Origin of the sequence: Candidatus Defluviilinea proxima, assembly GCA_016721115.1 — a bacterium.
Taxonomy (GTDB): domain Bacteria; phylum Chloroflexota; class Anaerolineae; order Anaerolineales; family Villigracilaceae; genus Defluviilinea; species Defluviilinea proxima.
In genome coordinates this window covers 1,595,616-1,608,142 of the sequence record JADKIW010000001.1, presented here as the reverse complement: position 1 = coordinate 1,608,142, position 12,527 = coordinate 1,595,616, and the positions used below count along the sequence as shown (strand labels likewise).

Annotated in this window: 11 protein-coding genes and 1 pseudogene; 10 read left to right on the top strand and 2 right to left on the bottom strand. The window is 49.4% G+C overall.

The annotated features are described in order from the left end of the window. The first annotated feature begins 52 nt into the window (after positions 1 to 52). The 4 genes and pseudogenes from IPP66_07585 (at position 53) to IPP66_07570 (ending at position 4,384) form a co-directional block, all read left to right on the top strand. The gene (locus IPP66_07585) at positions 53 to 520 is read left to right on the top strand and encodes a hypothetical protein (protein MBK9925138.1); all 468 of its coding nucleotides are present in this window, start codon (positions 53 to 55) and stop codon (positions 518 to 520) included. Between the two features lie 36 nt (positions 521 to 556). Continuing rightward, positions 557 to 1,369, top strand: a complete 813-nt coding sequence (locus IPP66_07580; protein MBK9925137.1) for a GNAT family N-acetyltransferase — start codon at positions 557 to 559, stop codon at positions 1,367 to 1,369. A gap of 15 nt (positions 1,370 to 1,384) precedes the next feature. Then, positions 1,385 to 2,965 (top strand): FGGY-family carbohydrate kinase, encoded by a 1,581-nt coding sequence (locus IPP66_07575; protein ID MBK9925136.1) that lies wholly within the window; start codon positions 1,385 to 1,387, stop codon positions 2,963 to 2,965. Between the two features lie 30 nt (positions 2,966 to 2,995). Continuing rightward, positions 2,996 to 4,384, top strand: a pseudogene (locus IPP66_07570) (beta-glucosidase). A gap of 48 nt (positions 4,385 to 4,432) precedes the next feature. Here the strand turns inward: IPP66_07570 and IPP66_07565 are convergent. Continuing rightward, positions 4,433 to 5,869 (bottom strand): HAMP domain-containing protein, encoded by a 1,437-nt coding sequence (locus IPP66_07565; GenBank protein MBK9925135.1) that lies wholly within the window; start codon positions 5,867 to 5,869, stop codon positions 4,433 to 4,435. Continuing rightward, complete coding sequence (locus tag IPP66_07560; protein MBK9925134.1) at positions 5,869 to 6,546, bottom strand: response regulator transcription factor; 678 nt, start codon at positions 6,544 to 6,546, stop codon at positions 5,869 to 5,871. The genes IPP66_07565 and IPP66_07560 overlap by 1 nt, the downstream gene beginning before the upstream one ends. A 467-nt stretch (positions 6,547 to 7,013) precedes the next feature. Here IPP66_07560 and IPP66_07555 point away from each other — a divergent pair, with 467 nt between their 5' ends. From IPP66_07555 to IPP66_07530, 6 genes are all read left to right on the top strand, one after another. Further along, complete coding sequence (locus IPP66_07555) at positions 7,014 to 9,143, top strand: glycosyltransferase family 39 protein (protein ID MBK9925133.1); 2,130 nt, start codon at positions 7,014 to 7,016, stop codon at positions 9,141 to 9,143. Between the two features lie 32 nt (positions 9,144 to 9,175). Beyond that, positions 9,176 to 9,952 carry a hypothetical protein gene (locus IPP66_07550; protein MBK9925132.1) on the top strand — a complete coding sequence of 259 codons (777 nt, stop codon included), beginning with the start codon at positions 9,176 to 9,178 and terminating at the stop codon, positions 9,950 to 9,952. 174 nt (positions 9,953 to 10,126) lie between these two features. Then, positions 10,127 to 10,645: a DUF4405 domain-containing protein gene (locus IPP66_07545; GenBank protein MBK9925131.1), complete on the top strand. Its 519-nt coding sequence runs from the start codon at positions 10,127 to 10,129 to the stop codon at positions 10,643 to 10,645. Between the two features lie 70 nt (positions 10,646 to 10,715). After that, positions 10,716 to 11,045: a hypothetical protein gene (locus IPP66_07540; protein MBK9925130.1), complete on the top strand. Its 330-nt coding sequence runs from the start codon at positions 10,716 to 10,718 to the stop codon at positions 11,043 to 11,045. A gap of 8 nt (positions 11,046 to 11,053) precedes the next feature. Beyond that, a complete protein-coding gene (locus IPP66_07535) occupies positions 11,054 to 11,677 on the top strand; it encodes a hypothetical protein (protein MBK9925129.1) in 624 nt (207 codons plus the stop codon). 65 nt (positions 11,678 to 11,742) lie between these two features. After that, a complete protein-coding gene (locus tag IPP66_07530; protein ID MBK9925128.1) occupies positions 11,743 to 12,510 on the top strand; it encodes a hypothetical protein in 768 nt (255 codons plus the stop codon). The last annotated feature ends 17 nt before the right edge of the window (positions 12,511 to 12,527 follow it).

Sequence of the window (12,527 nt, the reverse complement as noted above, 5' to 3'; positions counted from 1 at the left end):
TTCCGACGGTCGACATAAATCTAGTTATACCAAACGACTACGGAGGTAACCTATGAGTTCAGTTCCCTATCAAGAAAACACAGCAAGTAAAAGCACGCCCTGGCAACTGGCAAAAATAGCTGTCCTATTATTCATCTCACTGGGACTTTACCAGTTCATGAACAGCTTTCCTTTTTACAAAATCCTCGATCCACAAAGCACTGGATGGATACTTTGGGTCAGTTATGCCAATGACCTGTTTCAGCCGTTTGCTTTTTATTTCTTTCTATGTCTGGGTGAACGCTGGCTGAAGACCTGGCAAGTACGCGCCTTGATAGCGCTTGCCATTCCTGTCCTTTTGGAACTTGGCCAATTGCTCTATCAGTTGTTCTACCCGGTGCTCTATGCTCGCTTGCAGATAGTTCATTACTTCGGCGCGTTTGATCCGATGGATATCATCATGTATGCAACTGGTGTTGGGCTGGCGGTGGTATTGGAGCAAATAGTTTTAGCAAGAAAGCTTAAATTCTGGCGTCAATAGCACATCACACATCTCACAATCATCCTGAAAGAAATAATGCCCGAAATTTTCCCTGCTGATAATCAACCTGTCCACCCATTATTCCATGAATTAGAACGATCGCACTCATTGGTGACAGCCTTCTTTGAAGGTTGTGCCACTGCGCGATTGTTTGTCGATGATACCGTCACGCCGCAGGCAGGCGTGATCGTCTGTAACAGTCGCGTGTTGTGCGCTGGCGGTGCAACACAGGCTGATTTCATCAATGAGATGACGCATACATTCTCCAATGAATTGATACCCCCTCACCTTGCAAAAGGAAATGACGCCTATCTGGTATATACGTCAGGTGATGGATGGGATACAGCATTGCCACAGTTATTCCCCACCCGCGATCTTTATCATGGCACGCGTCAATATTATGAGATCACTGATTTCACTCCTAAAATTGACCTACAACTACCTGATGGCTTTTCGATGCAACTGATCACACCAGAGTTTTTGTCCAGTGATGCAGTTGGATTGGATGCAGTGCGAGAGGAGATGTGTTCGGAACGCGCCTCCGTAGAGGACTTCCTTGCACGCAGTTTTGGTCTGTGCCCTGTTCACTCCAATGAGGTCGCAGGTTGGTGCATGTCTGAATACAATGTCGGTGAGCGTTGTGAGATCGGGATTGCCACAAGTGAAAAGCATCAGCGTCAAGGTATCGCTACTTTAACCACGTGGTTCTTCCTCGCAGAAGCTCATCGTCGTGGTTACACCCGTGTAGGCTGGGACTGTTGGACACGGAATGAGGCGTCGTCTGCCACGGCGCGCAAAGCAGGTTTTACTTTAATCGAAGAGTATCCAGCTATCGTCGTTGAGCTTTAGTTGAGGCATATCCCCATGTCAGAATCCACCATCCTCGCCATTGACCTCGGAACATCTGGAATGAAAGTTGCGCTGATCACTGTCAGCGGAAAGGTGATCGGTTGGGAAAGTGAATCGGTGCGGCTCATCATCACGCCCGATGGCGGCGCGGAACAGTCACCTGAGGAGTGGTGGCAGGCATTCCTGTCAGCGGCGGGAAGGTTGATGAAGAAGAATCAGGATGCAGGTCAGAATGTGATCGCTGTTTGTGCGTCCACTCAAGGCGAAGGGACAGTAGCGGTCGATAAAGAGGGAAACGCTCTCGGCAACGCGATCCTATGGATGGACATGCGTGGCGCACCACATCTGCGAAAACAATTGAATGGATGGATCAACATCGATGGCGCGGGCATTTCGAATGTGTTGCGCTTTGTGCGCTTGACGGGCGGCATGCCCTCGATGACGGGCAAGGACCCTGCGGCACACATGTTGTTTATCCGCGACACGATGCCCGATGTGTACGCGCGCACGCATAAGTTTTTGAACGTGCTCGATTACATCAACCTGCGATTGACGGGCGAGTTCGTGGCAAGCTTTGATTCGATCGTGACTTCTTGGGTGACCGATAATCGCAATCCTGATTCAATTCAATATGACGATTCGTTGATCCGCACGCTTGGCATCGACCGCGAGAAACTTCCTGAGGTTGTGGCTTGCACAAAAGTGATCGGTAATGTGCGCAGTGATGTTGCGAGTGCGCTTGGGTTGTCGTCGAATGTAAAGGTTGTGGCTGGTGCGATTGATAACACCGCCGCGGCAATTGGTGCGGGCACTGTGGAAGATTACGCGCTTCATCTTTACATCGGCACGTCATCATGGATGGCGGCGCATGTGCCCTTTAAGAAAACGGACATTGCTTCGAGCATGGCATCCATTCCATGTGCGGTGCCGGGGCGGTATCTGCTCACGGCGTTGCAGGCAACGGCTGGTGGCAACCTCACGTTCCTGCGCGACAACATCATCTATCACAAGGATGAGCTATTGCAGGAAGCCGATGTGCCCGATATCTTCAAAGTGCTTGATCAAATTGCGGATCGCGTGCCCGCGGGCGCAAACGGTGTCATGTATACGCCGTGGATCTGGGGCGAGCGCGCGCCGGTGGATGACAAAACGCTTCGTGCTGGACTTTACAACCTGTCTCTGAACAACACGCGTGAGGATATCATTCGAGCCTTTTTGGAAGGCATTGCATTCAACACCCGTTGGTTGTTATCGCCCGTTGAAAAATTCCTTGGGCAAAAAGTGAAAAACATCAACATCGTCGGCGGCGGCGCGCAATCGGATGTGTGGTGCCAGATCTTTGCGGATGTGATGAACGTGGAGATCAAACAGGTCGCTGACCCCATCTATGCCAACGCACGCGGCGCGGCATGGATCGCGGCTGTGGGCTTGGGCGAGATCGCATTTTCAGATTTATCGAAGTTGATCGAGATCCGAAAAACATACATTCCAAACCCTGCAAATCGTTCCTTGTATGATGAGAGGTTTGGTATTTTCCAAAAGATCTATAAACAAATGAAGCCTATATATCAAGGTCTCAATTCAGCCTCTTCATGAGGCTGATATTTTTAAAGAAAGGATTTTTTCATGTCGCAACCCGATACCTATCCTCAGTTTCCTCCTCGCTTTCTTTTCGGCACTGCCACTTCCGCCTTTCAGATTGAAGGCAGCCCATCCGCCGATGGCAAGGGCAAATCGATTTGGGATGTACATACGCACACACCCGGAAAGATCCGCACAGGGGAGAATGCCGATGTTGCCTGCGAAACGTACCTCCACCCCGAACGTGACCTAGGGCTCATGAGCCAGCTTGGCCTGAATGCGTATCGTTTCTCCGTCGCCTGGAGTCGAGTTCTTCCCAACGGACGAGGACAGGTCAATCAAAAAGGATTGGATTACTACCGCCGCCTGGTGGACATGCTCCTCGAGCGCCACATCACACCTTTCATTACACTCTTCCACTGGGACACGCCTCAAGCTCTGCAAGAGTTATGTGGCGGTTTTGCCGGTCGCGACACGGCCTATTATTTTGCCGAGTATGCCGAGATCGTGGTCAAAGCCCTCGGTGACCGTGCCAAAAACTGGATCACTCTCAACGAACCTTGGGAACATGCCGCATTGGGATATTTATTGGGAGACCATGCCCCCGGATATCACAATCCATGGAAATAAACCCGCGTCGCACATCATCAATTACTAGGACATGGACTCGCTCTCGAACGGATTCGTGCCGCATCCCCTGATTCTCGCGTCGGACTTACCCTGAGCCTGAATCCTATTTTCCCGGTCTCATCCAAGCCTTCAGATATTGCCGCAGCAAACCTGGCGAATCAATTCTTCAATGACTTCTTCCTCGACGGTGTATTCAAGGGTGCATATCCAAGTTTGTTGATGAAGAAGTTGAGCGTTGTCCGCCCTCCCGTCAAACCCGGTGACATGGAAATCATCTCTCGTCCCACAGATTTTCTGGGCATCAATTATTACAGTCGCGAATTTGCACACGCGGTATGGTACGTTCCATTTTTGGGCTTTTGGGTAGATGAAGCGCAGGTCAATCACCGTGAACAGATCATCAATGGACGGCAATACACGAACTTCGGGCGTGAGGTGTATGCACCAACCTTCTACGAAACACTCATGCGCCTGAAGAACGAATACGGCAACCCCAATCTCTATATCACCGAGAACGGCGCATCCTTCACTGATGTGGTTGAAAATGGAGAAGTCCACGACCTACTGCGGATCGAATTCCTCAAAAGTTATATGGGAGCCGCAGCACAAGCCACACGTGATGGAGTCAACCTGCAAGGCTATTTCATCTGGTCCTTATTGGATAACTTTGAATGGTCGGAAGGTTTCTCCAAGCGCTTTGGGTTGGTGTATGTAGATCATGAAACGCAGGAGCGCATCATCAAAGACAGCGGCCATTGGGTGGCGAAAATGATACAGGAGCAGGAAGTAAACAAAGCAGGGTAAAAGCTTTTTGACATGCTCATACCGCAGTCAAACAATCGCCACACTACTTTAGAGCACAGCACGAAGGCAAAGGAACAAGGTGCTACCTTTCCCTACTTCGCTTTCCATACGAATTGCCCCATCCTGTCGCTCAAGCAATGTCTTCGCTATGGGAAGTCCCAGCCCAAAACCGGGTATGGTAGCTTTATCATCACCACGATAAAAACGATCAAAAATATGCTCGAGTGTTTCAGGGGGAATGCCTTCGCCAAAATCCTGCACACAGATTTCCACTTGCGCGCCTCGCTGTTCGGCAGAGACATGGATATTCCCTGTTGAATGCTTCATGGCGTTATCCAAGCCGATCAGCAAAACTTGCTTCAGCGCATCGCGATCTCCCACAACTTCCAAGTCAGAGGCCACATCTAATTGGATCTGGCGTTGCGGGTCGAGTTGGCGCACCTGACGGCAGGTTTCCTCAAGTATGGAGGAAATGTTAAGCAACTCTTTTGCCAAGTTCCGTCCTGCATCGGCGCGGGCCAGTAGCAACAAATCGTTGACCAATCGAATCAGACGGTCGCTTTCATCAACCATATCACTAAGGATGTCAGTTTGTTCTTCGGCAGGCATAGGTGGTTCGCGGCGAAGCAAACCAAGGTTCCCGCGTAGAGTCGTCAATGGGGTGCGCAATTCGTGAGAGACATCAGCTACAAAGTCGCGTTGCATTTGAAGCGAGTGTTCCACTTTTTGAAAGGCATCCTGCAAACGTGACAACATGGAATTGAATGTGTTCGCAAGCTGCCCCACTTCATCGGGCGGACCGGAGTAATCCACGCGGCGAGTAAAGTCGCGCTCGTCGCCGATAGCTTGGGCGGTCTGTGTGATGCGGTGAATAGGACTGAGCGTGATTCCCGAAAGAAACCACCCAATCCCAAATGCAATCAAGATGATGAGTACGCTGGCAACGCTCAAAGTCGTAGCCAGGGATTCAAGTGTACGGTCCCGCTCGGTCAATGGACGGGCATTTTGCACGATATATGCGAACTCCCCATTCACAATAACGGGGCGGCTGTAGATCAGCATCTTCTCACCAGAAATGATCGCTGTCTCCCACCATTCCTGCTTGCTTTGCAGTCTTTGAAGACCTTCGTCACTTAGAGGGAGTGCGTCTTCTTCCCTGCCAAACGGACTCGAGATGAGATTGCCGTTCACATCAAGAATGCGGCTGATATCCCGTTCTGGGAAGGTTTGAAATGCCTTATCAGTGGAAAACTGATCAAAAGGGATTGGCGGACGCGGAAGCTGTTGGTTAGTAGGTGGAGGGGTATGACGTGGATCCGTTCTGAGGGCGGCTTCAGCCAGTTTATTGGCACCCTGCATCAGGTCCTGTTTGAGCGAGCGAAGCGTATCCTGTGCTTGAATGGTGTAAAGTGAGAATCCGAAGATCGCTAATGTGAGAGCCAGAATAAATGTATAGAGCAGGGTGAAGCGTAAACGAATGGACATTATTCCTCGCGTAAAACATAACCGATACCGCGCACAGTTTGAATAAGTCGTGGTTGATCGTTTGTCTCGAGCTTCTTTCGCAGATACCCAATGTAGATTTCAAGGACATTATCGTCGCCACCAAAGTCGTAGCCCCAAACATCGTTGAGAATCTGCCGTCGTTCGAGTACCTGACGCGGATGCCGCAACAACAAATGAAGCAGATTGAATTCGGTGACTGTGAGATTTAACAGCACATCACCGCGTTTCGCTTCGCGTGTGGATGGGTCAAGTGTGATATCGGCATACGAGACTTTTTGGTTTTCAGGTTTGGCTTCGACGCGCCTTAACATGGCATGGACTCGTGCCACGAGCTCTGCGGGTGCAAATGGTTTAATGAGGTAATCGTCGGCGCCACTTTCGAGGCCTTCTACACGATTCTCGATGGCATCACGTGCGGTCAGCATCAGGATCATGGTCTTATTCTCTTCATCACGTAGTCTTTGAATAAAAGACAGCCCGTCCATCTTGGGCATCATCCAATCCACGATAATCAGGTCTGGACGGTTGGATTGCACAAGCGGTAATGCTTCCAACCCGTTGCTGGCAGTGAAGACGTTCAAGCCTTCATACACCAGTGTGCGCTGGAGCATTTTCAGAAGTTTGGGGTCATCATCAATAATCAATACAGAGGGCATGGCTTCTCACTTTTCATCTTATCACAATCAACTATACATAAAAATGCTGTGAAAAGGCTGTGAAGAAAAAATGAGTTTTCAGTTTCACGGCATTTTCACAGGCTTTGTTCACCAGTTTCTTGGCATCCTCTCAGTTTGTGGTTCTACAATGACATCGTTGGATAAACAGTATTGAAGAGAAAGGAGGTCCCTTTGGAAAATTCTGCTCGTGTTCATTAATTAATCTCTGGAAGGAGGTGATTCCGTTTAGATTAAGTTGATTGAAAGTAAGATGAGCATCTTCTGTCCCTCAGGAGGTGCTCTTTTTATTATCTGTTTTTGGAATACTCATGTTTTCCAAACTTTATTTTCACAGCATTTTCACAGGTTTCTCATGGGGAACTCACAGGTTGAATTTGTACACTATGAACGTAAAGCCAGACAAAGTTTGGGTTACTGGGTCTATATTTTTAAAATTGGAGTTCAACATGAGATTGCCTTTTAAACGACTATGGAATCCCTCTATAGCAACCACGGATGCGCACTCAGTATCCCGTGAACAGACCCTGGGATGGATCGGCATCACTTTGATCGTTATCCTTGCCGCCGTTCTGCGCTTCGCCAATTTGGATGCGATCGGGTATGCGAACCATTACTATACGGCCGCCGTGACGAGTATGCTTCAATCGTGGCACAACTTTTTCTTTGTAGCCGCTGAACCTGGTGGAGCCGTGAGTGTAGATAAGCCTCCATTAGGTTTGTGGTTGCAGGCAATCTCGGCTTACTTCCTTGGCGTGAGTGGGTTTAGCGTGGTCTTACCGCAGATTCTAGCAGGCATATTCTCTGTTATCGTTCTTTATCATTTGGTGAAACGTTCCTTCGGCACAACGGCAGGATTGGTTGCGGCATTTGCATTGGCGGTTACCCCCGTGGTCATCGCTACAGATCGCAACAACACCATGGATAGCACGCTCATCTTCACGCTTCTGTTGGCAACCTTGGCATTTATAAAAGCCACTGAAACACGCAAATTAAAGTTCCTATTACTGGGCGCAACGCTGGTGGGTTTGGGCTTCAATATCAAAATGCTTGAAGCTTATTTGCCATTGCCTGCTTTTTATGCAGTGTATCTTCTGGGCTCACCAGAAAAGTTCTGGATCAAGGTTCGCAATCTGGCACTTGCCACAATTCTGTTGGCGGTTGTCTCATTTTCATGGGCGATTGCCGTAGATCTGACCCCGGCAAGTCAACGCCCATATGTGGGAAGCAGTAGCAACAACACCGAGATGAGTTTGATCTTTGGATACAACGGCGTCAACCGTCTATTGGGGATGATGGGCAGAGATGGACAGAGTAATAGAAATACCAATCAAGGTGGACCAACTCAAGGTCAGACGCCGAACGGGGCTTTTAATCCGCCCGCTTCAAACGGAACCGGGAACGGCTTCACCCCAATGCGCCCTCCCCAAGCTGGGAATGGATTCCCCCAAGGCAATCCGCCTCAAGGCATACCCAATGATGGACAAGGTCGAGGTGGCCCCGGCGGTGGGGGTGGCGGATTCAACATCGGGCAGGCCGGTGCGTTACGTTTATTCTCAGTGCCGTTGAGTAAAGAGACTAGTTGGCTGTTGCCATTTGGGATCATATCCATGCTTGTATTGTTGCTGGGCTTTCGCTGGCACTGGCCTGTGGAATCAAAACATCAGGCACTCATCCTTTGGGGTGGCTGGCTGGTAACAACAGGTATCTTCTTCAGCGTGGCGGGCTTCTTCCACGAGTATTATCTCTCCATGATGGCCGCACCGTTGGCGGCGTTAGTCGGCATTGGCGTAACAGAGTTGTGGCGGTTACGTGAAAGGCGTTTTTGGCTTGCCATTGGCTTAAGCGCAGCTGCCATTGCAGGTACACTGGCCTTCCAATTTTGGACGGCACAATCCTTCACGAATGAACTCTGGTGGTTGTATGTTGCCATTGCCATCTTCGGCGTTGGGTTGATCGTTTTGAGTATTTCAATGATCGACCGTACTCCAAGTCTCGTTATGAAATTGGGATTTGCATTACTCGTCATTGCCATGTTAGTCACACCTACAGCATGGTCAGCATTGACTAACTTGAACACCAGCGCGAACCAATCCTTGCCTGCCGCCTACAGTGGAGGATCATCTGGCCCTGCCAATCGTGGAGGCACGCAGGTCAACGAAACCTTATTGAGTTATCTCGAATCCAATACACAAGGCATGAAATATCTCATGGCCGTTCCCAGTTCCATGCAGGGCTCCGACTATATCCTTGCAACGGGAAGGCCAGTTCTATATCTCGGTGGGTTTAGTGGCCAGGATTCCGTTGTAAGTACGGACGATCTATCTCAAATGGTGAGTAACGGCGAACTGCGCTACATTTATTGGGGAGGTGGAGGCGGTGGTCCAAATGGCGGCAATAGCAATATTTCAAACTGGGTCACATCCACGTGTAAGGCGGTTCAAGGCTTTGAAACCACCACTCGCAACTCCGGCGCACCAGATGGAACAGGCACTGGTATCGACAATCAAAATAACCGCCAAAACAATAGCTTCGGCCCCGGCGGGAATATGCAAGTCACGCTATATGATTGTGGCTAATGATCAAATCTCAACACGTCACGGAAAACAATATGGATAAAACATCTATCATCATCTTACTCCTTCTGGTGCTATTTCTTGCAGGTTGTTCAGGTACACCGCTAGCGACACAGGACGCTGCATCTGCACAAGCGACTCTTGTGGCAGACATCGTCAACACCAACAATACAGCCACTGCCTTGACGCCAGTTACAACAGTCACACCAGTACCCACTACAGCGGCTATGATGGTCACATTGAATACAGACTATGAAAGCTCGGTTTCGGTTGAGCTTCAATTACTTCTGGGAACCATTCAATTGGAAGGAACAGAACAGGCTATCACCAAAGAACAAGCCAGCGTATTACTACTTTTATGGAACAATATACAGGCACTCTCCCAAAGTGTTCAACCACAACGAAACCAGCCAGCGCAAGGTCAAACAGTGATAGCGCCATCCACTCCAGAGATTAACGCTGAAGTACAAACACAGATTGATGCTTTAGTTGTTCAGATCCAAGCTGTGATGACGGTAGACCAGCTCAACGCCATCTCTGGTATGCAAATTACAAAGGAAACTGCGATGACTCTTGTGCAGGCGCAAATGTCAAACGCAGGTCAGTCGCAACCTACTAATGGAGCAGGGCCAGGAAATGGAGGGAATCCGCCTCAAAATGGTATGGCATTAGGCACACCTCCTGCAGGTGACCCTAGCGGGCAGACACCCGGTGTAGGGCAAACAAGTGCCGCACCAAAGGCGAATACAGATATGAGCATGATCCCGCCACCCTTGTTGGATAGCATCATTAAGCTCCTACAGGCAAAATAACATCAAAGAAGAAGGTATTTCTCAAAAACGGTTCCTGAATTTCTTCAGGAACCGTTTTTTGTATTCCAGTTTCACAGTCTTTTCACAGTCTTCTCTTGGTTTTCTCACAGCGGCAGATCCTAGAATTGTCTTTGTAAGCTCAAATTCAGCAATCATTCAAAGGAATACAAAATCATGTCTACAAAAACCAAACTTGTTCTCGATCTCAGTATGTTCGCCGCCTTTTTGGCAATCGCGAATCCGCACCTGACAGGCAACACCATTCACGAATGGCTGGGCATCGCGATGGCTGGGACAGTCATCACCCACCTGCTTCTCAACTGGGAGTGGATCATCAACGTCGGGAAAGAATTCTTCAAGAAGTTCTGGCACCAATCCCGCCTGAATTTTGTGGTGAACACGCTGTTCTTCATCGCCATGACCGGATCACTCTTCACAGGTCTCCTGATCTCAAAAAGTGTGATGACCACATTAGGGATCCAACTGGATGTCAGCCGTGGCTGGAAGTCCATCCATACACTCATGTCGGACGCATCAGTTATTCTGTTCGGAATTCACTTTGCCTTGCATTTGAAGTGGATCACAACCAACATTGGCCGTTACATCGTGAACCCGATCCGCGGATTGTTCCAGAGACGTGTTGCGCACGAGCCATTGGTCCCTCAAGCGGTACGGGTAGAGAAAAGAAACTAAGAGCAAAAGGGGCAGGCTGTCTCTCAATACGAGCCTGCCCCACCAATACATATCAACAAGGACATATCTCATGAAGATCATTTCAAGAATCATCGTCATCCTGTTAGTGGCAGGAATCGTTTCCAGTGGCATCTACGCTCTGGCGGGAAGTACCAGCCTCACATCCGGGAACGAAGCGGATCTTGGTCCGCAACCATCCATGACAAATACAGGAAGTCAATCCATGCCGCCGATGGGTGGACATGAGGGTGGTGAGGACGGGGCATCCTTAACACGCGGGCTGAGTGGTGTACTGGTAACACTCGCAAAGTTGACGGGCATCACGTTGGTTGTGCTGTTTGCACAAAAAGTTTTCGGCTCATTCAACGCATCAAAGCTGATCGCGACCAAACAACAGTAAAGGAAACCATGAAAAAAATTCTCTTATCAATCCTAATGGTCTTCGCAGTTGCACTGACGGCTTGCAGTCCATCATCAAGCACCGCGCAGGCGAGTACCGGGGCATTGAGCGAAACGCAACTTGTATTGGGTTCTCTCAAGCTTGAAGACACTTCATATGGCATCACAGTTGAACAGGCAAATGAGTTACTGCCAATGTGGCAAGTCTATGATGAACTCACCAACAGTGACACAGCCGCGCAGGAAGAGATCGATGCATTGGTCGAACAGATCCAGGAGACCATGACATCCGAACAGATACAGGCGATCACTGACATGCAATTGACACAGCAGGATGTCTTCACAACCATGCAGACAACGAATATCGCCAGTACTTCACAAAGCGACTCCAGTGTCACAGTCCCCAGTAGTGGAGGCGGTATGCCTGCGGGCGGTCCACCCGATGGTGGAGGCGGCGCACCACCTGACATGAGCGGTGGAATGCCATCGGATGCTGGAGGTGGAGATGCACCGAATACAGGTGCAGGACAAAGTCAAAACGCGCAAACAGGTTCAGACCAGGCCCAGATGAGTGCACCATCTGCTTTGGTACAAGCGCTGATCGAATCTCTTGAACAAAAGATACAGGCCTGACCCACTATTCACGGTTGGATGGTTGAGCACAAGTTTTCAGCCATCCAACCGTTTCAAAAAATCTTATGAAAACTGTTTCCAAACTACTCGCACTTACCTTTCTTATCGTCTCCCTATCTGCATGCGCCGGTAATGCTGTTTCCACGCAAAGCGAAGAAGATACCCTTTCATCAGCCTATACCCAAGCCGCAATGACGATCGGCGCACCAACAAGCACGTTACCGGCAACGGCTACAGCATTTCCGACAATCGCTATCACACTCAATGCGCCTCCTACGTTTGCGATTGCCAGTCCAACCGTACAAAGCACGACTTCGTACTCCTATACTGTATCCAATTCCACCGCAAACGGGTGCAACGATGCGGCTTTCCTAAGCGATGTATCCGTCGCAGATGGAACAGTCTTTGCCCCCGGCGAATCGTTTACAAAAACATGGGAGTTCCAAAACACAGGAACTTGTGACTGGAATGAAGATTATTTGATCGTTTTTTCCAGTGGCACAGATATGGATGGCGAAACAACTGAGATCGATCAAGATGTTCTTGTGGGTGCAAGCGGCGATATTTCTGTTTCACTCACTGCACCTACAACCAACGGCACCTACGTAGGCTATTGGAGAATGGCGGATGAAGATGGCAATATCTTTGGGCAATCGGTCTATGTGATGATCGTTGTCTCCGATAGCGCATCCACTGTAACACCTACAGCAACGCTAACAGAGGAAGCCACATCTACATCCACTTCAATCCCTCAGGCAACAGAGACATCTACACCATTACCCACAAACACAGAAGTACCAACATCAACGGAAGAGAGTTTGAGCTCATCATAAATTGATTGGATAGGCGT